Below are 24,271 nucleotides of genomic sequence, written 5' to 3'. Positions count from 1 at the left end.
GTGCAAAACAAAGAGTTAATCCATTGTGACTGAAATCTGGTTTTGTTGCATTTGTTTTTTTGCTAAACGTTTGGTGCGGTCGCGGATATCACCAGCAAGTTGACCACATGCAGCATCAATGTCATCACCACGGGTTTTACGTACAATCACAGTCAAACCGTACTCCACAAGGACTTTAGAGAAACGATCTATACGTGAATTAGAAGAGCGACCATAAGGTGACCCAGGGTAAGGATTAAATGGAATTAAATTTATCTTACAAGGGGTGTCTTTTATTAGTTTGGCTAATTCGTGTGCTTGATCAGTACTGTCGTTAATATGATCGAGCATGACATATTCAACAGTGACTCGACCACGATTAGCATTAGACTTAGCTAAATAACGACGAATGCCGGCTAAGAACTCTTGTAAAGGATATTTTTTATTAACTGGAACAAGCACATCACGTAGCTCGTCATTAGGCGCATGAATGCTAACGGCTAACGCCACATCGATTAAATCACCTAGTTTATCCAGTGCAGGCACAACACCCGATGTTGATAGAGTTACTCTACGCTTAGAAAGACTAAACCCAAAATCATCTAACATAATGTCCATTGCAGGGATAACGTTAGCAAGGTTTAATAACGGCTCGCCCATTCCCATCATTACTACGTTAGAAATAGGACGGTCGCCGGTATCCTTATGAAAACCTAAAAATTGCGATACACGCCAAACTTGACCGACAATTTCAGACACTGTTAAGTTACGGTTAAATCCTTGCTGCCCAGTAGAACAGAAAGTACATTCAAGTGCACAACCTACTTGAGAAGACACGCATAAGGTTGCACGTCCTTCTTCAGGTATATAAACGGTTTCAACTTCTTGACCTTGACCGACGTCAATAGCGAATTTAATTGTGCCATCATTTGATTTTTGAAAACTGGCAATTTCAGGTGCAACAATTTCACATCTAGCAGCAAGTTTAGCTCGCAATGCTTTGTTTATATTGTTCATTTCTTCGAAGTCGCTAACACCAAAGTGATAAATCCACTTCATTAATTGATCGGCACGGAACGGTTTTTCACCCATTTCGCTGAACAATGCTCGTAGTCCTTTACGATCAAGATTTAATAAATTGATTTTCTTTTCACTCATTAGCCTAACCTCAAACACCTAAAACCTGTAACAGGGCGGCGAATTATACAGGCAGCGTCACGTTTTAGCCAGTATATCTGGATTTAACAATATGAATATATGATAATAGCCCTTGGCAATATTGCCTGCTATTAGGAAGTTTTCACCACATATATGTTAACTCTGTTTTTTATTGTATTTATCGCTATTGCGATTTCGTTTTTTTGCAGTGTTTTTGAAGCGGTTCTTTTATCTGTAACCCCCAGCTACATTGCCAATTTAAGAGAATCCAATCCTAAAATTGCCGCTTTGCTTGATAAGCAAAAAAAGAATGTCGAATCTCCTCTCGTATCAATTTTAACCTTAAATACCATCTCTCATACTGCCGGCGCAGCGGTTGCAGGTGCTCAAGCCTCTGTGGTGTTTGGCAGTGAAATGCTTGGGGTATTTTCTGCAGTATTAACATTTTTAATTTTATTCTTATCAGAAATTATTCCTAAAACATTAGGCGCCAATCATTGGCGTAAACTTGCGCCAACAGTGTCAGTCTGTTTATTTTGGATGGAAAAATTAACCCTTCCACTTATTTGGATGTCACAAAAAGTAACCAGTCTTTTAGGCAAAGGCGAACAAGGCCAATATATTCGTCAAGAACTCAGCGCTATGACTAAAATGGGTAAAGACAGTGGCGAGTTGGGTGAGCAAGAGTCACAAATTTTAATGCAAATGCTGTCAGTCAAAGACATGAGTGTTGCTAATATAATGACGCCTAGAACGGTAATTTTTAAACTGCCCACTCACATTAGTCATTCAAAGTTTATTGACCAACACCTAACCAGTCCTTTCACTCGTATTCCTTTATATGAGGGTGACCGTGACAATGTGATTGGTTATGTTAATCGTAATGATATTTTGCTCTCAGCCCGCCAGACACCAGAAACGCCAATTGGCGATCTGCTAAAAAGCTTACTGGTTATTCCTGCATCCGCAAAAGTACTGCCACTGTTTCAAATGATGATAAAACGTAATGCAAAAATGGCATTAGTGGTTGATGAGTATGGTTCAAGTGAAGGCATTGTCACTATTGAAGATATTATCGAAACGTTAATTGGTTTAGAAATTGTCGACTCCAAGGATTTAGCGCCAGACATGCAAGCATTAGCGCGAAAGCTATGGTTACGTCGAATTGAAAGTAAAGGCATAGTGCTATCAAATGATGGCGAAACCCATTAATTCATAATCAAATAAGATTCAGATAGCGTATAGGCTAAACTGAATCATAAAGCTAAGTTTATCCTTGCTTAACGGTATCACAGCTAAAGTATCCCTAAGATGATACCGTTGAGTGAGGTAAATTAGTACCTGCTGATCTAAAAATGCTAGCATAAGGGCAATCAGCTGAGGAAAAAAATGCCAAAATCTTACCGTTTATCCATTGCCCACATTAATGATACCCACTCTAACTTTGAGCCAAGCCAGGTCAAGTTTACCCTGCAACATCAACATCAACAGCAAGCTTACAGCCTAAAAGTCGATACAGGCGGATATGCTCGGCTGGGATATCGCATTGAACAAGCGCGCCAGCAAGCACATGCTAAACAACAGCCGTTCTTATTTCTTCACGGTGGCGACAGCTTCCAAGGCACACTGTATTTTCGTGAATTTCAAGGTTCAGCAAACGCCCATTTACTCAATTTACTTAAACCCGATGCTATGGTACTTGGTAACCATGAAATCGATGCTGGTAACAGTCCAGTAAAAGCCTTTTTAAATCGCATCGAATTTCCGTTAATGGCCGGTAATATGGACTTAAGCCAAGAAGAAACCGAAAAAGAAGGCGTACTGCGTGATCACCCTCAATTATTAGATTACAACGTTGAGCAAGGCATTGCTAAAACCTTAATCAAGCCTTTTTATGATACGCAAATGGCCATTATTGGTATTACGTTAGATCAAATGCCGCTGATTGCCAGACCTGATCCTGACACCTTGTTTGTCAACGCTATTGAAACGACTAAACGTACCGTAGATGCATTACATCAACAAGGGATAAAACATATCCTAGTGTTAAGCCACTTAGGGTTAGATCAAGACCGAGAACTTGCCAGTAAAGTCGATGGTATCAGTCTAATTATTGGCGGTCATTCACATACCTTACAAGGTGATTTTAGTGCCGTTGGCATGTCTCACCTTCCCTACGGCGAAACCGTTAATAACACTCCTATTTTTCACGCGGGAAAGTATGCCGAAACCATAGGTCTACTTGAGCTATCTTTGGATAAAGAAGGCAAAGTGTGTCAATTTACTGGTGATAATTACTTTATGCTCGGTAACAAGGTGGAAGTGAGTCAAGCATCTGATGAGGTGGTAGCGGACACACTACAACACACACTCATCAATACTCTTCGCCAGCATCCGAATATGCTTAACGCTGCGCAAGATAATGCCATTGATGAGGTGATTCAATCACAGTATCGTCCTGCTTTAGTGGCATTAGAAAGTCAAATATTGGCCCATATTCCAAAAGACTTTATTCATACTCGCCTGCCCAGTAAACATTTTCCCCACGGCAGTGAAATTGCGCCTTGGGTCAGTAGAAGCATGTTTAAAGCGACTCAATTAGTTGAGCCTAAATTGGATTTTGCACTGCACAATGCCGGTGGCGTAAGGCAATCACTCAGTAAAGGTCAGCTTTCCGTAGCCGATGTATTTGGCCGTATATTACCTTTTGAATTGCCCTTAGTGACCTATCAAATCAAAGGCGAATACATAATTGAGGTGCTAGAGTCGACCATTAACGCCGCCACCAATAATGGTGTAATAGGCACAGGTGCAGGCAGTTTTCCATACCCATATGGGATCCGTTATAGCTATGATGGGACCCAACCTTTAGGCGCCAGAATTACCCTTATTGAAGTGTATCGAAACGAGCAATGGGTGCTATTACAGCCTAATGAGCTTTATATCGGGGTATCCAGTTCTTACACTGCGACTGGACGTGAGGGATATGGTGCACTTTTAAAAGCCCTGTGGCAGCAACCGGTAGAAAGTAAAAACCTACCTGAAGCATTTATTGACTTTGTTTGCCAGTATGGTTACAAAATAGGTCAGCAACAAATTGTGAATATTAATTACATTAGCCATAGATAATTTTTGGCTTGGATCACAGACGGTAGCTACCTCGCGTGTTTTAATGACGCCAATACTAAAAACAATTAAGGAACATTAATGAAAACAAAATTGATTAAAGCACTCGCCGCTACAATGCTTGTTTTAGGTGTGTCATCGGCTTGGGCTGAAGGTGTTGTCCATCAAGGTGAAGTTATTGATACTATGAATGGCGGTGGTTATACCTATGTTCAAGTTAAAGAAGCCGATAAAACTTATTGGGCTGCGGGTCCTCAAGTTGAAATAGTGAAAGGCGACAATGTTGAAATGTCTGAACAAATGTGGATGAGCGACTTTAAAAGCGCAAGCCTGGACCGTACCTTTGATGAAATTATGTTTGTCGGTCATATTATTAAAAAGTAACCATCAATTTACGGCTGATACTGCAAAAAATTTATACTTTAATGATCGGTTAATCCTAGCTAAGTTAACTTAAACTGAGTTGACCGATTTTTTATAACCCTCCTGATAAAATACCATGACCCAACTAAACATCGTTAGTTTCCTACCTAGCTACGCTGCTGATATCAGCCATATTTATCATCAGTCAGTGCAAGCCATTAACCATCCTAGGTATAATGATGCCAAAAAAAATGCTTGGTCTGCAGCGCCTCGCTCAACCAAGTATTGGCTGCAGCAATATAAACTTAGCAAAGCTTGGGTCATTGAAGATGAATTCAAAAACGTATTAGGATTTATTGGTCTTGAAACAACATACCAAAGCCGAGGATATATCGATTGTCTTTATGTCCACCCAGGCTACCAACACCAGGGTTTAGCAACTCAGTTGCTTCAACACGCGCAGCAATGGGCGACTGCGCAACACTATAACCAACTCAGCGTTGATGCATCATATCTATCTAAACCCCTATTTGAGAAAAATGGCTTTGTATTAGTTAAATCAAATTTACGGGTAAAGAAAAATCAAACTTTAGCAACGTTTAACTTAATCAAATCGTTGTGAGTTTTTATTTAAAAGTGGTTGTAGCATGCCTTCAAGCCCATTCAACTTCACCTCGTACATTAATGCTAACTGCTGACCTAACTTACCTTCAGGAAACCCTTTGGCGTGAAACCAGACTAAATAGGGTTCGGGTAATTCTAATAACTTTCGCCCGGCATATTTACCAAAAGGCATAGTCTGGTTAATCGCTTCAAGTAGCTGCTGCTCATTCATGTGTCTGCTTTGCCTCGATATAAAACAATTATTTATATTTTTTTGAAATAATAAAATAGAAAATAGTTACATTTGATTATATTAAAACAATCATTCTATTCAAGCACCTTAATTTAATAAAATCGTTTTTTAAAATATCCGCTTCAAGCAACTCATTTCATTAACCTTTTGGCAACATTGACACTGTCTTCCCATCAGGGTCAATTTTTTGTCTAACAATAGAATAGCGTCAACAAAAAATCATCTAGACAGTTTATAAAAAGTGTCAAAAATCAGCTAATTGACGTGCTATACCACACAAGATTAAAGTAAGGTATATCACTCAATGATGAGGGGCAGGTAAAATGATTATTCTAGTTGGTGGCGAAAAAGGCGGTAGTGGTAAAAGCTGTCTAGCCCAAAATATCGCTGTATTTCTTACCAAAGAAACAAAAGCCAGTGTCATTATGGTCGATTGTGACCCACAACGAACAACATCAGATTGGATCCAAGCGCGTAACAATAATCCACAACTACCGCCGATTAACTGTGTGCAACTTTACGGAAAAATCCGTAATGATTTATTAAGTCTAGAGCAGCATTATGACTATGTTCTGGTTGATTGCGGTGGTCAAGACAACCTTGCCCTTAGAGCAACAATGTCAGTGGCATCACATGTACTCATGCCACTTAGGCCAAAACGACGTGATCTTAAAACCGTCAGCCACATGGATGATATTGTGTCTACTTGTATGATGATCAATCCTAAAATGCGCGCCGCCTTTGTGATCACTCAATGCCCTAATTTACCTAATCAAGCTGGGCGAATTCTAGAAGCGAAAGATGTCTGTCGTACCTATGACATTGACGTATTAGAGGCAATTAATTACTGCCGTAACATTTATGATGACAGCGAAGAGTCGGGTTTATCGGTTATTGAAATAGAACCTAATGGTAAAGCGGCTGAAGAAATGCGCGCAATAGCATGTGAGTTACTGCAAGCTGAAAATGCTAAGCAAATAATGGAACAGCGGTTATCGCCGCGAAATGTCACTTCACTGAGGGGGAATTATGGCACTGGCCGATCTCAAGAAAAACGCCTCGTCATGTAAATCGAGTTTTAAGAGGCAGATGTCTGTTGAAGAGTTTATCGACACTGCCAGCTTATATGCACTAGGGCAAACCCATGAGTTTGCTCGGCCCAGCAACGTTGTCGACTTTTTACAATGTCGTGATAACAAACGCGCAATAGCGTCTATTAATGTAAAAGCTGAATCAGTAACTCAGGTCAGTAAACAGCCTTTTAGACGTGCCACATTTACCTTAAGTGAACAGGCAATTAATCAATTGGCGCAGTTTAGCCAGGCGAGTCAATTAGCTAAATCAAAATTAATCAGGCATTTGATCGCAGAGCACAACCTGTTATCTGATGAAGATAAACAAAAGCTTTATCAAAAGTTTGAATTAGAAACTCAACTTAAATCTATTCCTACATAGTCATAAAAGTAGTATTGCTCTATCCCCACCCTTTTTACTGGCAGCATTAATTGTATGCCAGTTTTTTTATCTGCTTGAAAATTGATTAACATTACCCCATCTCTTGTTTATCACCTAAATTTGAGCGTGCTCATGATTGCCATTATAATTGTCTCCATTATTGCTACTGCAGCAATAGGTTGGATAACCAGCGCCTCATTTAGACGAGAGCGTCATCGCCAAAATGTTTGCCTGCAAGCTTTCCCTAAATCATGGCGCATTATATTGCGTCATCGATTTCCGTATTTTAAAAGCATGCCAACTGATTTACAGCTACAGCTTAAGAAACATATTCAAATTTTTATAGATGAAAAACAATTTATTGGCTGTGACGGACTGATGATTACCGATGAGATGAAAGTCACGGTTGCAGCACAAGCTTGTTTACTGCTGCTTAATCGTAAAACGGACTACTACCCTAACCTCAAGCAGATTTTAATTTACCCACACGCATTTATCGTAGAACAACAAAAAGTCGATTTTGCTGGCGTAACATCACAGCATAGAAGTGTCTTATTAGGTGAGTCGTGGGGAAATGGTAAAGTTATTCTGTCATGGCAAAACACGTTAAATGGCGCAGCAGACCCTTATGACGGTGAAAATGTGGTGATCCATGAATTTGCTCATCAACTCGATCAAGAAAATGGTCCCGCAAATGGCGCGCCGGCATTAAGACAAATTAAAGATTATGCCCATTGGTCATCCACGCTAGGTAAAGAATTTAATCAGTTACAGTATTGCGCGTCACAGCAAATACCGTCATTATTCAATTACTATGGTGCGACTAATCCAGCAGAGTTTTTTGCGGTGATAAGCGAAACCTTTTTTGAAAAACCAAAACAGTTCTTTCAACAACATCCTAAACTGTATAACGAGTTAAGTCAGTTTTATCAATTAGACCCAATACATTGGCACTAAAAGTATCATTTACTCAAGGCTAATATATCGCCATATACTTATCAAAAATACTGAACGTCTGTTTTTTTACAAACAATAACAATGATAACAACACAACATTAGTTTTATTTAGCAGGGATAACCATGCAATCAATTATTCATAAACTTGGCTTTATCGCAGTATTACTCACAACGGTTAGTGCATTTGATATTAATGCTAATTCGCTACAACATCTCGATAGTGAAACCACTGCAGAGCAAGCGAGTAAAGCGGTAACAAATAAAAGTAATCAACAAACACTTGCAAGTGAGCTAAGCAGTGATGAAACGCCAGCTGTTATCACAAACCTAAACCAAGTTGACCAAGCATTAGATAGCCAAGGCTTAACAGAAGAAGATAGTCACAATGTTAATGGCTTACTGAACCAGCTACATGAAAGTGCCATGTCGGCTGACTGGGAAAGCTATTTTAGCTTATATCACCCAGATGCGATTTTTATTGGCACTGACGCCAATGAGCGTTGGAATATGGAGCAATTTAAACAATATGCAACACCCACTAATGGCTGGCGCTATGATCTTCAAGCTCGTCATTTACTTCAAATTGGCGATGTTATTGTATTTGATGAACAGCTTTATAGCCCCTCGTACGGCATTAGCCGTGGTACTGGTGCGCTAATTAATACTGAACAAGGCTGGAAGATAGCGCAATATCATTTAAGCTTTCCCATTCCAAATGATAAAGCCAAACGTATCACATCGTTAATTAAACAATAACACGGCTATTAGTAATCGAAAAAAACTCAAATTAGTTATATTAAAAAGCCCTTAGTGACTTATCATTAAGGGCTTTTTTTAAGTCGATAAATAATGTAAAACTTATTTCATTGCCACGCTAAAGCACACATTAGCAAGTTGTGAAAAATGGGTAAAAGCATCAAAATCAGCTTGTTCAAATCGTCTAAATGAAGCATGCCTATCAGCATAAAAAACACCTAACACCTTAGTGCCAACCATTAGCGGTGCAATTAAAAAGCCTTCTCGCGACAAGTCTTCAGTCAGATCACTAGCCAAACTTTGTGGCTCAGACCCACTGACTTGAGATACCCAATAGGGTTTCTTTTGTTCAATACACTGGGCAAAAATAGATTTGTGATCCGTTAACTCAATAACAAAATTAGTTTTCATGGTTTGCGCATCATCACCCATGGCGACTCTTGGCAGCAGCGTTTTTCGATTAGGTGACAATAACAACACCCCGCAACGGTCTACCCCTACACCGGTAAATATCCCTTCTAACGCAGTTTGCATTACCTGATTAAAGTCGGTTTTAGTAATAGCAAAACCCGTTAACTCACGTAGTTTAGTCAACTGAATCGATAAATTGGCCTCACGCAGTATGCTTTCAGGTTGAGGAGCATCAAGTGATTCAAACACTTTTTCAGTATCGGGAATAAATTCAACTAATATTTTAGCACCATAATCGACCGCTAATTTATGGGTAACTTGATTACAACGCACTAAGCGTAAGTTAAACTCTTCAATGCTAATATCAAGCATATCAGCCGCTTGCTTTAACCGTTTTTGAAAACCTTGCGGATCTAACTGAGGCTGGGCAATAGACTCAGCCAGTTTATCGGCAATAAAAATACACCGAATTTCAGGCATACGTTCATCGGGGTTATTCAATGCTTTAAGTAGCATGCCACCTAAGCCCCAGTTTCTGGCAATGCCTTGGGTTAATTGATTAAATGATGTCCCAAGCTCACCACGGATAATACTTAACTGCTCAATACTATCAGGATTGGATAGCAATTTTGCATCCAATTCATCCACCAATGTGCCACCCGTACTCCAGAAAGCACTTTCACCAATGCGATAGAGTAATGTAGCAATAAACACTTCTTCTCTTAAGGCTTCATCACGATCGCTCACCATCATACGGGCGATCATTGCCCCATGAAACGATTGGGCCATCAGCTTTAATAAGCGTTTAAATACACTGTCTGAAAGGTTATGACTTTCAAGTAAACTGGATAATAATCTAGCAGTTAGGCAGATATTTCTAATGGTATCAAACCCTAGTACCACAGCCGCTCGGCTAACGGTAGACACTTGATTAATACCTTTATTGTAAATTGCGCTGTTAGCAACCCGTAAAATGCGTGAAGTTAATGCATTATCGTGCATCACACTGCGACCGAGTAACGATAAAGAGGAGACGTCATCCTTGGCAAGCTGCTCTAAATCTCTAACGGTTGAACATAGGGCTGGCATCTCTTGATCACTAATGCGCTTGGTCCAATATTCAACACCTTTATGAGATTGATTGGCTGTCATAGTTGTCTTTTTTGATTAAATAATTGTGGATATATTGTGACAAGTATACTCAAGATCACCCAGTGATGGAGATCTTATTAATACCCAAGTTGATATTATGTCATTTAGCATAAAAAAGCGGCCCATAAAGGGCCGTAACACAAACGAATTGGTTAAAAACTTACGGGTAGGAAGTACACCAACAATAAGAATCAACGACAAAGCTTATGGGCTTATGATCCAAAAGGTCGGATAAAAGTCCCGTGCGGCCTGTAGGAGAACCGCACGGGGTTACAACAGTCGCAAAGCGACTAAACTGTAAAACGGTACATTTAAAACTTAAAACGGCTCTTTTTCAGTTGAACCAGTTAGTGCTGTTACTGAAGGCTTACCACCTTGAATACAGGTTGTGGCTTGGTCGCAATAACCTGAACCCACTTACTGCTGGTGAAACACTAACGTATTACTTTTTCTCTGCGACTGCGAGTCAGTTATCACGGCAGCACCTGAGATTCTATAATTAAACATTTGTTATATTAAGCGGTTAGTAGCTCATATCCTGGTAACGTTAAAAAATCCACCAATTCATCTGATGTAGTAATTTGCTCAAGTAATTCAGCGGCTTTTGCAAACTGGCCAGCTTGATAACGTTTATCACCTAATTCTTGTTGAACATTCACTAGCTCTTCTACCAGCATGCTTCTAAACAAATCTTTAGTGACTAATTTATCGTTAGATAATGTTTTGCCATGCTGGATCCACTGCCAAATTGAGGTGCGTGAAATTTCAGCGGTTGCAGCATCCTCCATCAAACCGTAAATTGGCACACAGCCATTACCTTGGATCCAGGCTTCTATGTATTGCACAGCTATACGAATATTAAGACGCATGCCTGATTCAGTGCGTTCACCGTTGCATGGTTCAAGTAATTCAGAGGCAAGAATTGGCGCGTCAACATCACGGGTAATGTGCAATTGGTTAGTTCTATCGCCGCCAATATAATCATTGAATATTTTCATTGCGGTATCAGCTAATCCTGGGTGTGCCACCCATGTACCATCATGACCGTTACGGGCTTCTAGCTCTTTGTCACTACGCACTTTTTTCAGTACAAGTTCGTTAGTTGCTTCATCTTTTGCTGGAATAAATGCCGCCATACCGCCCATGGCTAGTGCACCACGTTTGTGACAGATTTTAATCAACAAGCGTGAGTAAGCGCTTAAAAATTTGGTGTCCATGGTCACCGCCTGGCGATCAGGTAAGACTCTGTCAGCATGGCGTTTTAAGGTTTTAATATAACTAAAAATGTAATCCCAACGGCCACAGTTAAGTGCAACTATGTTTGAACGCAGTTCATAGAGAATTTCGTCCATTTCAAACACAGCAGGCAAAGTCTCAATTAAACAGGTACATTTAATCGTGCCAGGTTTTAAGCAAAAACGTTCTTCAACAAAGGCAAACACTTTTGCCCACCAGCGCGCTTCAACATGACTTTCAAGTTTAGGAAGATAAAAATAAGGACCTGAATTATTAGCCAATAGCTGGTGATAGTTATGGTAAAAATATAAGGCGAAATCCATCAAACCGCCTGGAATAGCTTGGCCTTTGTATTCAACATGTTTCTCTTTTAAATGAAGACCACGAACACGGGCAATGAGTACCGCAGGATCGGGGGTTAGCTTATATTGTTTACCATCTGGCGAGGTAAACTCAATATCACCACGAACCGCATCACGCAAATTGATTTGCCCTTCAACCACTTTCTGCCAGCTTGGCGCTAATGAGTCTTCAAAGTCCGCCATAAACACTTTAACGTTAGCGTTTAAAGCATTAATAATCATTTTACGGTCCACAGGACCGGTTATTTCGACACGACGATCGGTTAAGTCGTGTGGAATACCACGAATAGACCAATTACCATCACGTATTGCACGGGTCTCAGGTAAAAAGTCAGGTAATTCACCGTTATCAATACGCGCTTGTTTTTGTTTACGCTTTTCAAGCAGCTGTGGCACTTCTGCGGCAAAACGACTACATAAGCTATTAAGTAATGCTAATGCACCTTCGTTAAACACATTTTCTTGTCCTGCTATTGCTGGACCAGTAATCACTAGATCTGACGAGCCGCGGGGCTGTTCAGATGTTGTCTTACTGTACTGTGCTATTAATTGCTCTGCCGTCATAACCAGGCTCCCTTGACGCGACTGTCATTGTTTTTCAAACTGGTTGAACATTTCTGTTTGGATTACCGCTTTGAATGAAAAGTGACTAATAAACTCAATAATTCAGAGTAACTAAAGTTGTTTGCTTAACATGCTGCAAATTAATCTGAGCGACTTACGTTTACCGGTAAAACTTTAATTCAAATAAAACCATCAAATGTTCGTTTCGAAGTAAAAAATACGCAAAAACAGTTGTATTTGCAACAGTTACCCCTTTACCAATTCGGTAAAAAACCATCAACGCCTTCAGTTTTAAAATGGTCATACCAAAAGAGAACTTTCTCAACAAACTATTGAAAATAAACAATTTAAATTAATTTCAAACTGTATAATCAACCCTGTAAAATTAAATGGTCTTACCTAATTACCAATAAAAAAGATAGGTAATAACACACGTAATAAAAAAACATGTCGTAAATCAATAATTACAAAACTTTAGTAGAACAAACCTTTACAGCAATAGCCTCTGCGTTTTGTACTCACCTTAAGGTAACCTAATTTTTATCAATATAATCATATACTAATACCCTAACCAACAACTATCAAATTAAAACACTCGTTTTAATCTTACGTTAACGTAAAGTGGAGGTTTTGCGAGAACTTAATCACAGCAATAAAGATGAACGTTATCCGATCATCAACTCTATTCTTTGTGGTTTTATTGAAAAATAAGTTAATTTATTTTCATTTTTTTCGACTTTTTAGTCATTTAGCTTAGTATTTAAGCAAAAAGCAGACTTAACACGATTTTCAGCGGGCGTATTTGTTACTATTTCGCAACATCAACTCAGTAGAAATACCCCGTCGCACGTAGCATTAATATACCTGCAAATATCATTCAATGGCTGATAGATCATCAAACAGATATAGGTGCTTCCTGCAAGCCACACACTGAGGACCATGCTATTTGATATAACAGCCAATTCAACACACTAAAAGGATCAAATAACTCTCTGAAAATGTTAGCTGTGGTGACTGGCTATAAACACCAAAAACATATCAATTTGAATAGTCGAAAGCTGTATGATTGGATGATTGAGTTATCGAGCTACTCGACGAATGGGCTAGTAAATAAATTAATCAGCCGATAAAGCTGCTAACGATTAACCTTGCCTATTAGATATTAGCAATGATGGGAGAATGACAAACATAAACAGTGATTAGCAAGTGAAGGGTTATTTGATAAAAGTCGGCTTTCTGAGGTCTTTTTAGGCTTTTTCTAGGCACTAGTCAAAAGCATGCACCCACTATATATTCTTAATGCTAGTAACTTGCAGAATTGTAAAGAGAGTTAAATAAAGCAGGTTTTAGGCGAAGCTAGGATGATATACCAGCACTTTATTACGTCCTTGATGCTTACATTTATACAAGGCAATGTCAGCACGACTTAATAATGGGTCAATACTTAAATCATCACGCGTTAACGAGCTGACGCCTACACTCAAGGTTATCGAAAAGTTATGACCAGAATACTTAGTATTAATGTGTTCAACTTCTTTACGTATCGATTCAGCTAGTTTAAAGGCTGTCTTCTCGTCGGTATTAGGTAAATAAAGTACAAACTCTTCACCGCCAAGCCGACAAAAAATATCGCTAGGACGAATAACATCTTCAATAACTTGAGTCACTTTTTTTAATGTCCAATCGCCAGTTGCATGGCCAAAACGATCATTAATTGACTTAAACAAATCCAAATCTAATACCAGTACAGAAAAGTGGCGATGATTAGATAACGCTTGTACCAATTCATTTTCAGCTAAATCTTGACCTGTTTGGCGGTTAAAAATTCCGGTTAATCCATCCCGCTGGGCCTGGCGCATAAATTGATTCCGCTGCAGCCATGCCGTTAACAGTAAAAGTAATAAGCCAATACACACCCCGAACAACAGAGTCGAAAACATAATAGATGAGCTTTTCTCTTTTAAAAACAGATCTTTTTGCTGCACCATTAATTCATGTTCTTGCAACAAATTCTTATTTTCACGATTTTTCTCAGCACTATCAAAACGGGCCATTTGATAAGCATTTTGTTTATGATTATTTTCATCTAAATCTTGTAAATCTAACGCATGGGCTACTACCTGATACTGATAGGCTTTAGCATATTCCCCATCTCGGCTGGCTAACATGGCCAATACTTCATTGGCTTGCTTTTTAACATGATTATTAGACTTATCTTCTTTTAATTCGTTAAGTTCATTAGCATATAGCGCCGCTTTTTGATAATCGCCCTGGTAGAAATAAATTTTACTCAAAAAGGCTTTCACGCTGTGTATTTCAACTTGAAATTGAAATGAAAAATACCCTTCAAGAGCAGCTTCAAACAGCGGCTTAGCCAGGTCTAGTTGGCCTGATTCAAAATAACTCTCCGCCTGTCCCTTAATAGACATAATTTCTATTAACGGCTGCTCATTACTGGCGCAATACATTTCAGACTGCTTAAATAAATCATTCGCCTCGCTATAGCGCCCTAACCTTAAGGTGGCTACCGCTAAATAGACTTTGGTATAGCACTCATGTTTAGTGTCTTTACCTTGATTAAGGTTTAACACTAACTGTGCGGTACTGAGCATTTCTTCATAGGCATTTAAATCAAGCAAGATATTTAACAGACGAACATAAGAAGCGACTTTAAGGCTGGTGTCTTCAACACCTTCAATGCGGGCTAGATTTATTTCCAACATAGCAAACGCTGCTTCATAATTTTTAAGCATCAAAAACACAGTTGTTTTATAAAGATAAATTCGAGTAAGCGACTCTTCCGGCGGGGAGTAAGTTAACGCTAAGTCAAGTGCTTGGTTGGCTTGTTCCAATTCTGATAAATAAACGTATTTTGAACTCAGCAGCGTATAAAACTCAGCCAACTGAGGATGGGACAACTTATCAAGCGAACTCTCTATATCTAAAATCGCGGACTCTGCTTGAGTAAAATCTGTTTGCAGTAATTTTTCAATTCGACTTAAAGACTCATCGTAATTTTCAGATGCAAAAGCACAATTGGTCAATACCAATTGTGCTAATAAACAGAAAACTAAGCCTTTATATTTCATTTGTTATTCAGTTGGCGTTGCAACCATCACATAAGACTGCATTAAACTATCGCCAAGTAGTGCTTTTAAAGCATCTAAATCACCTAACATCACTAAATCGGCCTCTTGAGCTGTTAAGCCATGTGCCAACATAACGCCTCGAGGATCCGCTTTATAAGCTTCTAGTAACCCAGCATCGACCGATAGCGCTTCGGCAAATTTTTGTAACTTTGACATGACATTCCTTTATCGTTTTTGTAATTATTTTAAAACTAGCCGATAGTATCAGCTGTTATACCTAATTTATCTAAAATCTGTTGATTTAATGTTAACTTCTTTGATGGAGGTATCATTAAGGTACTAATTGACCTAAGTTCTGCAAAAGGTAAATCACTCAAAGCAATGGTGTCAATTCTGGGTTGTTGAAATGGTAAGGTAGCCGCTTCATAAATCACCACGGGATGATCTAATGGATACCACTGGCTTAAATGGTCAACCAAAATTTCAAGTTTTGCAGTAGTGGTCGAAAACTGGGTCAAAGTATGTTCACCCGCCAATGCAATTTGCCATAACAATAAGTGAGTGCAATTATTGGGGATATGGTTATAAAGTAAAAACTGCGTCGCCTCAAAACTTTGATGACCGACATTACCGGGGTCTATACCTAAATCGGCCCATAAACAGGCTTCAGCAGAAATACCTGGTAGCATATTCGACTCAAAACCCTCTGCCCGAGCTTGTTTTATGGCCATATGTGCCACACAGGCAAAAATACCTGGATGACCGTAAAATGCACACACCACCAACTTGCCTTTACGTACTTCAGTTAATATAGCGTTTACCATTTCACTATAGGTATCACGCCGATTTTTAACTTCATCAGGTTTGGCATAAAAAGACTGCAGCGATCGCACATCAGCGTTTATAGCATCTAGCCACCGCGCGGCAAAGCCATCGGTTACCAACGAAAAAACCACATCGGCTATTTCAATATAACTTTTACTTAAGGTGCTAATTTGACCCGCCAAGTGCATGCCTGTACCCACGCACACCAATCGGCCGACATTTTTTGACGGTTCAGATTTAGATGTTATTTCAGTATTTTGGTCTTGCAACATGACACTATTCATTGTTTATTCATTTTGTTTATTAAAATACCGTAAGGCAGTGCTAAATAACATTTAATTTATTGCTAAAACTAAACAATTTGAGTAAAGATTCCAATATTTTTTTACTTAAAAACATCATGTTCTATTGAACTTATGCCAATTGAACCAATCAAATTAGCCGCAAGTCACATCCACCCCTTGTCATGATAGGGTTTGCTTGGGTATGATGACCAACAGAATTTAGGAAGTAGCACAGACAATGATTAACAAAAAACAAAGTCTTACTCTGTTAAGCGCAGTAGCATTATCTATCTCATTAAGCGGTTGTGGTGTATTTGATTGGCTAATTTACAAGCCAGATGTCCCGCAAGGGAACTACATGGAAAGCCAGCAGGTCGATAAATTACGTATCGACATGACAAAAGAACAAGCTGAATATATTTTAGGTCGCCCAGTTTTACGTGACAGTTTTGCCGACGATACCTGGTATTACGTGTATCACTTTAAAAGTGGTCGTGATGCAAGCATTATCCATAAAGAGTTAATTATTCACTTTATTGATGACAAGGTTAACCGTGTTGAAGGTGATTATGATTTAAGTGCAGATTTTAATACTCCACTAGATCAAAGCAAACTCCCTTCAAGCAATGAGCCAGAAGATGATCCGCTTATTCCGGAAGCTCGCCCAGACGCTAAACCTTTAGTTGAAGAACAACGTGGTTTAAACGGCACGATTAACAATAAAAAATAAACCTTAACTTAACGTTACAGGACATAAAAAAGCAGGGAGTCCATCCCTGCTTTTTTATATCTGAAATTCAACAGCCTTTAACTCAGCTTTGCGCCGGTAATTTTATTAATTCGCCCTTCATCTTTAGCTTTTTCAGCGCGCTTACGACGTACATCTTTTGGATCGGCAATAAGCGGCCTATAAATTTCAACACGCTGACCAGGCACTAAAACCTCATCATGTTTCACCTGGCGACTAAATACCCCAAGCTTTACCTTATCTAAATCAATTTCAGGGAAAAAAGCGCAAATATCACTTTGCCTAACCGCCTCAATAAAACTGCAACCCGGTGCAACCATCACAGTAATAATTTTTTGTTGGGTTGGCAGCGCATAAACCACATCAACAGCAAACGGTTGTTGTTCAATTGTCACGATAAATTACCTTAGCTCGGTCAGTAAATGCGGTCACCATAGACAACATTAATTGTTTAAATACCCGCCCGAAAGCTAAATCAGACAGCGGATTAGCGAATTCAAAATCCAAATCAAACTCAACTTTGCACGCATCATCGGTTAGCTCAGTAAACACCCACAAACCTTGCAAGCGTTTAAATGGGCCATTTTCGAGTGTTAAAGTAATCCGTTTACCTGCTTCCACATGATTACGTGTCGTAAAAGTCTTTTTGATGCCAGCTTTACTCACATCAACCGATGCCACCATGGTTGTGCCATCAAACTCCAACACTTTACCGCCGACGCAACCGGGTAAAAAAGCATGGTAAGACTCAACATCATTAACCAACTCATACATCTGCATGGCACTAAAGCGCACCAACACACTCTTGGAAATCTTAGGCATCCGCACTCACTTTTACGAAATAATAACGCGATTTTATCACGATAAATGAAAAAGGCATCTGTTGCAGTACAACATAGACGTACACAAACCAATAATTTAGGTATAATCGTTGAATTATTAATACTCTCCCCCCATATCTGTTGTAGAACTGAATGAAAAAGTTAACACAACAGCGCTTTTAAAATGGGCAAATTGCAGGCGATATACGCCTAGATGGTAAAAAAAGCATGGTAAAGAAATCGGCAAAAAATCCCTCAGCAACTATCGCACGTAATAAACGCGCGACATTTGAATACCGCATAGAAGACAAAGTCGAAGCGGGATTACAACTTATGGGCTGGGAAGTAAAATCTATCCGCATGGGTAAAGTTAACTTATCTGATTGTTATGTATACATAAAAGAGGGTGAAGCCTTTATGCATGGTTGTACTATACAACCCCTTAATACCGCTTCAACCCATGTAATATGCGATCCAATAAGAACCAAAAAACTGCTATTAAAGCGCAGTGAAATCGACAAACTTGCTGGGTTAATTGAACGTCAAGGTTACACCCTTGTGCCCTTGTCCATGTATTGGCGTAAAGGTGCGTGGGTTAAAGTTGAAATTGGCTTAGGTAAAGGTAAGAAAGATCACGATAAACGTGAAGACACTAAAGAACGTGAATGGAAAGTAGAACAGTCTCGCGTAATGAAAAAGAGCAGACTGGACGGATAATAACCAAACGATGATATTTTGTTAATCGTCGCTAGGTATTAACCAAACAACACGTTATGATATTACTAATTGGGGGCGATTCTGGATTCGACAGGATTCACGAAACCCAAGGAGCATGTCGAGGGGCGGTTGGCCTCGTAAAAAGCCGCACCGTTATAGTTGCAAACGACTCTAACTACTCTCTAGCAGCTTAGGCTAGCTAGCCATCACCCACACGTTTCGCACGTGGACAGTGGATCATGATGGTCATATTACAGTGTGCTAGCGAGGGAACTCCGTCCGGGGGTGAACCGCGAAACAGTACCGGACTCACCAAGTAGCATCCTGTCTTTCGGAGACTCCTTGGTTAAATAAAAGAGAGACTAAACATGTAGTGCCGAGGATGTAGGCTTTCTGGACGCGGGTTCAAGTCCCGCCGCCTCCACCAATTTATAGAAGGGCTTAGCAGCAATGCTAAGCCCTTTTTGTTTCTGTTTTTTACTTATATTGTTACAGCGAAAATCACTTTCTATTTTGATCCGATTCAGATGTGGCGGCGGGACTTGAACCCGCGTCCTATTTGTATCGCTAAACCTCAATAACTCCTTTAAACCTTGCAAAGGTATTCATTGAGGTTGTTGATAGCATGTCTTGATAATCTGGATTATTGGCACTTAAAGTGTACTGACCTTGCCCCAGTTTTTTCACTTTACGTAATAAATATTGGGGATCACCGGTTTCATCTAATAATTCAATCGCAAGAGTATGATTGGATATTGAGCCCGCACTGGTTGAAGTAATCCACTCAAACAGTAAATAATCGCCATCACAAATAGGCTGTTTACCTCCATTCATTGAGTCGCCCTTTGCGCGCGCGATGAAGTGTTTCTGAGGATTTAAGTTGCCATAGTGTGCTGGGACTTTAATGGTACGAACTTGTTCGGCTGAACTGGTTTTAAAATGTCCGCACGCAATTTTTAAATCTTCATAGAATGGAAGGTATATAACATTATCTTGGGGTGCATCATTTAGCATAGACAACGCACTGGTTGATAAATGCAGCGAGGTTAAATCTGATGGTTTTAATATAATATCGAGTTTGGCGTAGTAATCTTTTAAGTCAGCTAGCATTTGTTTATTAATCTGCTTTAGATCGCTCTCTTCAAGCTTTTCCCATAGCACAGTGTCAAAGGACATTAAACTGAGTTCATTACACTGATAAAAGAACCGTTTCCGCTCAAATTTTTCAAATGGATTACTGCCTATACTGCGTTTAATATAAGCATTATCAAATAAATTTTCATGGCGGTTAAGCGGATTATGCTCTTTTTCACTTCGACCATATTGATCTAACATAGTCTGGTAAAAGCCGCTGTAATGTTGAACCATTTTATCAATGTCGACTTCACCTTGCGGATTATGATGGTTAATCATGATCAGCATAAAGATGATTTTATATGAATAGGTATAATCTCGTTTTTCAATAAACTCTATAAAATCAGCTTTACGGGTATCTTGGGTACGAATAGGGATATTTTTATCTTGTCTAAGATCATCAAGCTTTTGCTGGCTGAAATAATTTAAGGTTTTACTGCCAAAGGGAATCGTTTTACTTGCAATAAGTTCACCTTTTCTCATCCACGCTTTAACAGTACCCGTTGATATAAAGAGCTCTCGTGCAAGTTGCTCTTCATTGAGTAAATCACTAAATTCTTTTTCAAAGTTAAAGATATTAATTGGCTCAATTCTTCGCTCAGACTCCCACAAGCCATCTAGGATAATCAGATCATGCTGTAGGGTGCCATGGACATCTTTTACCACATCACCAAAGGGTTGATAAAATCCTAAATTAAACAATCCATGAATTGACCAAGGCTTAATCACAGCGCCATAACTATCAACAACGTCAATCACATATAATGCTTCTTTTCCTGGATGATTTCTTGTTCCCCGGCCTAACTGCTGGGTATACAGCACCTTTGACATAGTTGGCCTTGCCATGACCAATATACTGGTTTGTGGGGCATCCCAACCTTCATTCAGTAACTCGCATGCACAAATTATTTGTACTTTCTCTTGCTGGTATAAAGCAAGGCCTGAGCGATCTTTACCGCTAACTGCCACTGCTGTTATGCCTGACTGATTCAACAATGCAGCCATTCGTTGAGTATGTTTAATATCCACACAAAAGATAACGCCCTGCTGGGCACTAATTTTGTATTCGCTATGATGAGTAAAGAAATATTTCTTCAACATATCAACAATGAGTTGATCCCTTGAAGGTAAGATGACTGTTTTTTGTAAGTCACTTTTAACAAATTCTTTGCCATTAAAACGCACTTTTGAAAAGTCGATATTTGACTCTAGTCGAAAAGCCCTTATCTGAGGAACTAGCTTTTGCTGAATAGCTTCCTCCAGTGTCATTTCAACTTCATACTGACCAAAAATATCAGCCAATTGACGCTGATCATATCGCTGATCCGTTGCCGTTAAGCCTAATAAGGTTTCTGGAGAGAAATAACTTAACACTTGCCTTAACCCGTCTGCACCTGCTCGATGAGCTTCATCAACTACAATATAGTCAAAATAATCTTTAGCTAATTTACGATAATGCCGCAATACATAGGCGCTTGTTTGCACCACAATATCCAATTGAGTATTTGATAACTCAAGACCAACGTTGATATTTGGTAGACGCTTTTGTATTCGCTCTATTAATTGCTGACGTAAATCTCGGGTAGGTACTATGGCAAGTACCTGTTTAGCTTTGGATTGCTGAAACTGTAATCTAAAGTCTTCGATAAAGACTTCGGTTTTCCCCGTTCCAGTTGGCAACACGACTAAAAAGCTGTTTTGACCGTTTTCACGTTTAAAAATGAGATTATCTACTGCATCTTGTTGATATTGATATATCTCGAAATTGTATGCTCGTTGTGCCCTATAAAGCGGCGACTTTTTAAAGCTATTTGCATCACCAAAATAATCTTTTATTTGGTCTTCAAATTTAAACTCGTCACTCATCCCCCTATCAGACCATCGATAAACCAAGTAACCATCTTTAACTAATGAGTTCTGCTTAAACAGTTGTGAGCGGTATTTATTTTCAGTCACTAAAGCAGATAAAGGGTGATGATAAGTTTCACCATTGAGTTCAATAGCAATGGGATTAGTGGTGCGTTGGAGAATGTAGTCGGCGTAACGTTTATGACCTAACCTATCAATATAGGGTGCTTCTGCTTGCAAGGCATGGATAGATGCCGCACCATAAACTTGTTCAAATAACTCGGCAAACTTATATTCTGGTGGCGTTGGGTCAATATGATCCTCAGATCTATTCGCACCAAACTTTCTTAGTTCAATATCTTCAATTTCATCAAGTAGAAAGTCTTGCCAATCATTGAGTAATTGCAGCTTGTCAGATGCACAAAAACGATAAAGCCCCTGATATCGATGCATGAGTTTGTTTTGATAACTTGTATAGCTTACATAATGAAATGACGTTGGTGATAAATCGTATAATGTGTGATCAACCAATACAGCAGGTTTATCTAAAGCAGAATATTGACTTCCTCCACCTGTATAAACATACAAACGACCAACATCAACCACATCTTTAAGTTGATACTGAAAACCAGCAGCTATGTTATCTATGTCATTTCCAGTGATAGCCATGGTGTTACCGTTTTATCAAAATGGCATTAAGCCACTTATCATCTTGCCTATCGGGTCTGACATCCTGAGTTATCCATGTTTTGTTTATTGATAAATTAGAGTTAACAATAAACGAAGCTAATCTTTGTTCATTAGCATTGGTAAAGAAGCGACCGCCTCGATTTATATCATCATCACCATACTTAAATGAGCAATAGAAAATCCCCCCAACGGCTAAATGTGAGGCTAAACGCTTAAAAGTATTGGCGATTAAAGGGCTAGGCACATGTAATAATGATGCACATGCCCAAATGGCATCAAATTTCAGTTTAGTGTCAAAGCTATCAAAAGTGGCGAGTGAGACTTCAAGGCCTGTATATAATGTCGCTTTCTTAACTAGGGCTTCGCTAGCGTCAAATGCGGTGACCTTAAAACCCTGTTGAATGAAGTAAGCACTGTCACGACCGCTACCACAACCTGCATCAAGGATATGTCCAGTTAACGGAATGAGCGGAATAAACTCATTATAAAGGGCTGTCATATTCACATTAACAGTATCAGAATAAAAAGCATCAGAATGCTGGTTGTAGAAATCTATGGTCATACTGAGTTTAGTTATTTTAGGCGCTAGACATAATTCCAAGATTAACATAACCAATTGAAAGGTATAGTAACTAATTCATATTACCGCAACAAAAAAATACCTGCACTTGGCAGGTATTTTCGTAAGCTTAAAAAGAAGCAAGGGTAAAGTATTAACCCATACCTTATTTCACTAGCTCTGCTTTTTAACAAATTTCGATTTCAACATCATTTGGCCGTTGCCATCTACTTTACAATCGATGTCGTGGTCACCTGCGACAAAACGGTTGATTACCGCTTTAGTGCCGACTTTTAATACCAAAGAAGACCCTTTTACTTTTAGATCTTTGATTAAGGTGACTTTGTCACCTTCAGCAAGCAAGTTACCTACCGCATCGCTAAGAATGATAACGTCTGGGTCTACTACCACTTCATTTGGGTTCCACTCATTAGCGCATTCTGGGCAAATTAATAACGTGCCGTCTGAATAGGCGTATGGTGACTCACATTTAGGGCATGGTGGGATTGTATCGCTCATCACTAATTCTCTTTAATTAACATACTGTAACAGCCAGAACTTTATATGCGATGCTGACTCAATAACGAGTCTATTGGGCTTTAAGCTGCATTCTGACCAAAATGATAATGGTATTATAATGAAATTATCATTTACACTCAATCCAGCATCATCTTTTAAGTCTGAAAATGATGGTTAGCTCTTCACTTTTGGGTTATTAGTCGGCTGTTGATCGCCATAGCTCACATCATGTTGTTCAAGATAACCGCGAATTAGCTGACGTACAACTTGCGATGGCGTTAGGTCTTGCGATGCGCACAGTTGCTCAAATGCCTGCTTTTTACTTGGATCGAGTAGCACAGTAAAGCGTGCCGTTTTATTTTCCATTAGGGTCACTCCCATTAAAACATTATCATTTGATGATAATACCCTATATGCAATTATGCAGATACTCATTTACATAAAAGCACTTTTTTTTCAGTTCAACTACACTGATTTTTATCTTCCGCAGGCCCATCATTCTAGCTGCCAATTGCAACTTGTATTACCACTCTTATGGCAGTAATTGGCAAACTAAAATATCAGGTTAGGATGTTGTTTTTAGTTAATACTAGGCTTGACCGAATCAGTTTTGCACCGCATATTACAAGTAACAAAATACTTACATTTGATTTTCTGGTTAG

Annotated in this window: 23 protein-coding genes, 1 other RNA gene and 1 pseudogene; 11 read left to right on the top strand and 14 right to left on the bottom strand. The window is 39.2% G+C overall.

Going from position 1 to position 24,271, the window contains the following annotated elements; translation table 11 throughout:
- Positions 1-15: 15 nt before the first annotated feature.
- A complete protein-coding gene (locus ACRWQN_RS07535; RefSeq protein ID WP_434940352.1) occupies positions 16-1,137 on the bottom strand; it encodes a bifunctional tRNA (adenosine(37)-C2)-methyltransferase TrmG/ribosomal RNA large subunit methyltransferase RlmN in 1,122 nt (373 codons plus the stop codon).
- A 153-nt stretch (positions 1,138-1,290) separates the two neighbouring features.
- Between ACRWQN_RS07535 and ACRWQN_RS07530 the strand changes: the two genes are divergently transcribed.
- The 4 genes from ACRWQN_RS07530 (at position 1,291) to ACRWQN_RS07515 (ending at position 5,248) form a co-directional block, all read left to right on the top strand.
- Positions 1,291-2,349, top strand: a complete 1,059-nt coding sequence (locus ACRWQN_RS07530; protein WP_434928664.1) for a CNNM domain-containing protein — start codon at positions 1,291-1,293, stop codon at positions 2,347-2,349.
- Positions 2,350-2,526: 177 nt separating this feature from the next.
- Complete coding sequence (locus ACRWQN_RS07525; protein ID WP_434940351.1) at positions 2,527-4,266, top strand: bifunctional metallophosphatase/5'-nucleotidase; 1,740 nt, start codon at positions 2,527-2,529, stop codon at positions 4,264-4,266.
- A gap of 78 nt (positions 4,267-4,344) precedes the next feature.
- Complete coding sequence (locus ACRWQN_RS07520) at positions 4,345-4,647, top strand: NrfJ (protein WP_434928662.1); 303 nt, start codon at positions 4,345-4,347, stop codon at positions 4,645-4,647.
- A 115-nt stretch (positions 4,648-4,762) separates the two neighbouring features.
- On the top strand, positions 4,763-5,248 hold the full coding sequence (locus ACRWQN_RS07515; protein ID WP_434940350.1) for a GNAT family N-acetyltransferase: 486 nt from the start codon (positions 4,763-4,765) through the stop codon (positions 5,246-5,248).
- On the opposite strand, the gene ACRWQN_RS07510 is transcribed toward ACRWQN_RS07515, so the two are convergent.
- Positions 5,231-5,461, bottom strand: coding sequence for a DUF3820 family protein (locus tag ACRWQN_RS07510; protein WP_434928660.1), 231 nt, complete (start codon positions 5,459-5,461; stop codon positions 5,231-5,233). The genes ACRWQN_RS07515 and ACRWQN_RS07510 overlap by 18 nt on opposite strands.
- Before the next feature lie 344 nt (positions 5,462-5,805).
- Here ACRWQN_RS07510 and ACRWQN_RS07505 point away from each other — a divergent pair, with 344 nt between their 5' ends.
- From ACRWQN_RS07505 to ACRWQN_RS07490, 4 genes are all read left to right on the top strand, one after another.
- Positions 5,806-6,552 (top strand): AAA family ATPase, encoded by a 747-nt coding sequence (locus tag ACRWQN_RS07505; protein WP_226410545.1) that lies wholly within the window; start codon positions 5,806-5,808, stop codon positions 6,550-6,552.
- A 19-nt stretch (positions 6,553-6,571) separates the two neighbouring features.
- Positions 6,572-6,937: a CopG family transcriptional regulator gene (locus tag ACRWQN_RS07500; RefSeq protein WP_434928658.1), complete on the top strand. Its 366-nt coding sequence runs from the start codon at positions 6,572-6,574 to the stop codon at positions 6,935-6,937.
- Positions 6,938-7,069: 132 nt separating this feature from the next.
- Entirely contained in the window at positions 7,070-7,894 is an 825-nt protein-coding gene (locus ACRWQN_RS07495) for a M90 family metallopeptidase (RefSeq protein ID WP_434940349.1), read from the top strand.
- A 123-nt stretch (positions 7,895-8,017) separates the two neighbouring features.
- Positions 8,018-8,650, top strand: coding sequence for a nuclear transport factor 2 family protein (locus tag ACRWQN_RS07490; protein ID WP_434930214.1), 633 nt, complete (start codon positions 8,018-8,020; stop codon positions 8,648-8,650).
- Positions 8,651-8,752: 102 nt separating this feature from the next.
- On the opposite strand, the gene ACRWQN_RS07485 is transcribed toward ACRWQN_RS07490, so the two are convergent.
- The 6 genes and pseudogenes from ACRWQN_RS07485 to ACRWQN_RS07460 all read right to left on the bottom strand — a co-directional run bounded on the left by ACRWQN_RS07485 (position 8,753) and on the right by ACRWQN_RS07460 (position 16,561).
- On the bottom strand, positions 8,753-10,213 hold the full coding sequence (locus ACRWQN_RS07485) for an HDOD domain-containing protein (RefSeq protein WP_434940348.1): 1,461 nt from the start codon (positions 10,211-10,213) through the stop codon (positions 8,753-8,755).
- Positions 10,214-10,531: 318 nt separating this feature from the next.
- Positions 10,532-10,666 (bottom strand): annotated as a pseudogene (locus ACRWQN_RS07480) (isocitrate lyase); the annotation flags it as partial.
- Between the two features lie 62 nt (positions 10,667-10,728).
- Positions 10,729-12,375, bottom strand: a complete 1,647-nt coding sequence (aceB, locus tag ACRWQN_RS07475) for a malate synthase A (RefSeq protein ID WP_434940347.1) — start codon at positions 12,373-12,375, stop codon at positions 10,729-10,731.
- A gap of 1,346 nt (positions 12,376-13,721) precedes the next feature.
- The gene (locus tag ACRWQN_RS07470; protein WP_434940346.1) at positions 13,722-15,464 is read right to left on the bottom strand and encodes a tetratricopeptide repeat-containing diguanylate cyclase; all 1,743 of its coding nucleotides are present in this window, start codon (positions 15,462-15,464) and stop codon (positions 13,722-13,724) included.
- Positions 15,465-15,467: 3 nt separating this feature from the next.
- On the bottom strand, positions 15,468-15,680 hold the full coding sequence (locus tag ACRWQN_RS07465) for a hypothetical protein (RefSeq protein WP_434940345.1): 213 nt from the start codon (positions 15,678-15,680) through the stop codon (positions 15,468-15,470).
- A 35-nt stretch (positions 15,681-15,715) separates the two neighbouring features.
- Positions 15,716-16,561 carry an SAM-dependent methyltransferase gene (locus tag ACRWQN_RS07460; RefSeq protein WP_434940611.1) on the bottom strand — a complete coding sequence of 282 codons (846 nt, stop codon included), beginning with the start codon at positions 16,559-16,561 and terminating at the stop codon, positions 15,716-15,718.
- Between the two features lie 250 nt (positions 16,562-16,811).
- Between ACRWQN_RS07460 and ACRWQN_RS07455 the strand changes: the two genes are divergently transcribed.
- Positions 16,812-17,303 (top strand): outer membrane protein assembly factor BamE, encoded by a 492-nt coding sequence (locus ACRWQN_RS07455; protein WP_226410554.1) that lies wholly within the window; start codon positions 16,812-16,814, stop codon positions 17,301-17,303.
- 77 nt (positions 17,304-17,380) lie between these two features.
- On the opposite strand, the gene ACRWQN_RS07450 is transcribed toward ACRWQN_RS07455, so the two are convergent.
- Together ACRWQN_RS07450 and ACRWQN_RS07445 are read right to left on the bottom strand one after the other, a co-directional pair.
- Complete coding sequence (locus ACRWQN_RS07450) at positions 17,381-17,716, bottom strand: RnfH family protein (RefSeq protein WP_434928649.1); 336 nt, start codon at positions 17,714-17,716, stop codon at positions 17,381-17,383.
- Positions 17,706-18,143: an SRPBCC family protein gene (locus ACRWQN_RS07445; protein ID WP_226410556.1), complete on the bottom strand. Its 438-nt coding sequence runs from the start codon at positions 18,141-18,143 to the stop codon at positions 17,706-17,708. The genes ACRWQN_RS07450 and ACRWQN_RS07445 overlap by 11 nt, the downstream gene beginning before the upstream one ends.
- A gap of 227 nt (positions 18,144-18,370) precedes the next feature.
- On the opposite strand from ACRWQN_RS07445, the gene smpB reads away from it, so the two are divergent.
- Positions 18,371-18,859, top strand: coding sequence for an SsrA-binding protein SmpB (smpB, locus tag ACRWQN_RS07440; protein WP_226410557.1), 489 nt, complete (start codon positions 18,371-18,373; stop codon positions 18,857-18,859).
- A gap of 71 nt (positions 18,860-18,930) precedes the next feature.
- Positions 18,931-19,286: a transfer-messenger RNA gene (gene ssrA, locus ACRWQN_RS07435) on the top strand.
- A 140-nt stretch (positions 19,287-19,426) separates the two neighbouring features.
- Here ssrA and ACRWQN_RS07430 read toward each other — a convergent pair.
- The 4 genes from ACRWQN_RS07430 to ACRWQN_RS07415 all read right to left on the bottom strand — a co-directional run bounded on the left by ACRWQN_RS07430 (position 19,427) and on the right by ACRWQN_RS07415 (position 23,975).
- Positions 19,427-22,510 (bottom strand): DEAD/DEAH box helicase family protein, encoded by a 3,084-nt coding sequence (locus ACRWQN_RS07430; RefSeq protein ID WP_434940344.1) that lies wholly within the window; start codon positions 22,508-22,510, stop codon positions 19,427-19,429.
- 4 nt (positions 22,511-22,514) lie between these two features.
- The gene (locus ACRWQN_RS07425) at positions 22,515-23,093 is read right to left on the bottom strand and encodes a class I SAM-dependent methyltransferase (RefSeq protein WP_434940343.1); all 579 of its coding nucleotides are present in this window, start codon (positions 23,091-23,093) and stop codon (positions 22,515-22,517) included.
- A 171-nt stretch (positions 23,094-23,264) separates the two neighbouring features.
- Positions 23,265-23,609: a zinc ribbon domain-containing protein YjdM gene (locus ACRWQN_RS07420; protein WP_226410605.1), complete on the bottom strand. Its 345-nt coding sequence runs from the start codon at positions 23,607-23,609 to the stop codon at positions 23,265-23,267.
- A gap of 174 nt (positions 23,610-23,783) precedes the next feature.
- Positions 23,784-23,975, bottom strand: coding sequence for a ribbon-helix-helix domain-containing protein (locus ACRWQN_RS07415; protein ID WP_226410606.1), 192 nt, complete (start codon positions 23,973-23,975; stop codon positions 23,784-23,786).
- Positions 23,976-24,271 lie beyond the last annotated feature (296 nt).

The organism is Shewanella sp. HL-SH8 (genome assembly GCF_051165765.1).
Classification (GTDB): Bacteria; Pseudomonadota; Gammaproteobacteria; order Enterobacterales; family Shewanellaceae; genus Shewanella; species Shewanella glacialimarina.
The sequence above is the reverse complement of the archived record's forward strand: the minus strand, read 5'-3'. Positions and strand labels throughout refer to the sequence as shown.

What these genes read in the sequence shown, in the direction of transcription:
- ACRWQN_RS07535 (WP_434940352.1), bottom strand. Translation starts at nt 1,137, where the DNA reads ATGAGTGAAAAGAAAATCAATTTATTAAATCTTGATCGTAAAGGACTA.
- ACRWQN_RS07530 (WP_434928664.1), top strand. Translation starts at nt 1,291, where the DNA reads ATGTTAACTCTGTTTTTTATTGTATTTATCGCTATTGCGATTTCGTTT.
- ACRWQN_RS07525 (WP_434940351.1), top strand. Translation starts at nt 2,527, where the DNA reads ATGCCAAAATCTTACCGTTTATCCATTGCCCACATTAATGATACCCAC.
- ACRWQN_RS07520 (WP_434928662.1), top strand. Translation starts at nt 4,345, where the DNA reads ATGAAAACAAAATTGATTAAAGCACTCGCCGCTACAATGCTTGTTTTA.
- ACRWQN_RS07515 (WP_434940350.1), top strand. Translation starts at nt 4,763, where the DNA reads ATGACCCAACTAAACATCGTTAGTTTCCTACCTAGCTACGCTGCTGAT.
- ACRWQN_RS07510 (WP_434928660.1), bottom strand. Translation starts at nt 5,461, where the DNA reads ATGAATGAGCAGCAGCTACTTGAAGCGATTAACCAGACTATGCCTTTT.
- ACRWQN_RS07505 (WP_226410545.1), top strand. Translation starts at nt 5,806, where the DNA reads ATGATTATTCTAGTTGGTGGCGAAAAAGGCGGTAGTGGTAAAAGCTGT.
- ACRWQN_RS07500 (WP_434928658.1), top strand. Translation starts at nt 6,572, where the DNA reads ATGTCTGTTGAAGAGTTTATCGACACTGCCAGCTTATATGCACTAGGG.
- ACRWQN_RS07495 (WP_434940349.1), top strand. Translation starts at nt 7,070, where the DNA reads ATGATTGCCATTATAATTGTCTCCATTATTGCTACTGCAGCAATAGGT.
- ACRWQN_RS07490 (WP_434930214.1), top strand. Translation starts at nt 8,018, where the DNA reads ATGCAATCAATTATTCATAAACTTGGCTTTATCGCAGTATTACTCACA.
- ACRWQN_RS07485 (WP_434940348.1), bottom strand. Translation starts at nt 10,213, where the DNA reads ATGACAGCCAATCAATCTCATAAAGGTGTTGAATATTGGACCAAGCGC.
- aceB (WP_434940347.1), bottom strand. Translation starts at nt 12,375, where the DNA reads ATGACGGCAGAGCAATTAATAGCACAGTACAGTAAGACAACATCTGAA.
- ACRWQN_RS07470 (WP_434940346.1), bottom strand. Translation starts at nt 15,464, where the DNA reads ATGAAATATAAAGGCTTAGTTTTCTGTTTATTAGCACAATTGGTATTG.
- ACRWQN_RS07465 (WP_434940345.1), bottom strand. Translation starts at nt 15,680, where the DNA reads ATGTCAAAGTTACAAAAATTTGCCGAAGCGCTATCGGTCGATGCTGGG.
- ACRWQN_RS07460 (WP_434940611.1), bottom strand. Translation starts at nt 16,561, where the DNA reads ATGTTGCAAGACCAAAATACTGAAATAACATCTAAATCTGAACCGTCA.
- ACRWQN_RS07455 (WP_226410554.1), top strand. Translation starts at nt 16,812, where the DNA reads ATGATTAACAAAAAACAAAGTCTTACTCTGTTAAGCGCAGTAGCATTA.
- ACRWQN_RS07445 (WP_226410556.1), bottom strand. Translation starts at nt 18,143, where the DNA reads ATGCCTAAGATTTCCAAGAGTGTGTTGGTGCGCTTTAGTGCCATGCAG.
- smpB (WP_226410557.1), top strand. Translation starts at nt 18,371, where the DNA reads ATGGTAAAGAAATCGGCAAAAAATCCCTCAGCAACTATCGCACGTAAT.
- ACRWQN_RS07430 (WP_434940344.1), bottom strand. Translation starts at nt 22,510, where the DNA reads ATGGCTATCACTGGAAATGACATAGATAACATAGCTGCTGGTTTTCAG.
- ACRWQN_RS07425 (WP_434940343.1), bottom strand. Translation starts at nt 23,093, where the DNA reads ATGACCATAGATTTCTACAACCAGCATTCTGATGCTTTTTATTCTGAT.
- ACRWQN_RS07420 (WP_226410605.1), bottom strand. Translation starts at nt 23,609, where the DNA reads ATGAGCGATACAATCCCACCATGCCCTAAATGTGAGTCACCATACGCC.
- ACRWQN_RS07415 (WP_226410606.1), bottom strand. Translation starts at nt 23,975, where the DNA reads ATGGAAAATAAAACGGCACGCTTTACTGTGCTACTCGATCCAAGTAAA.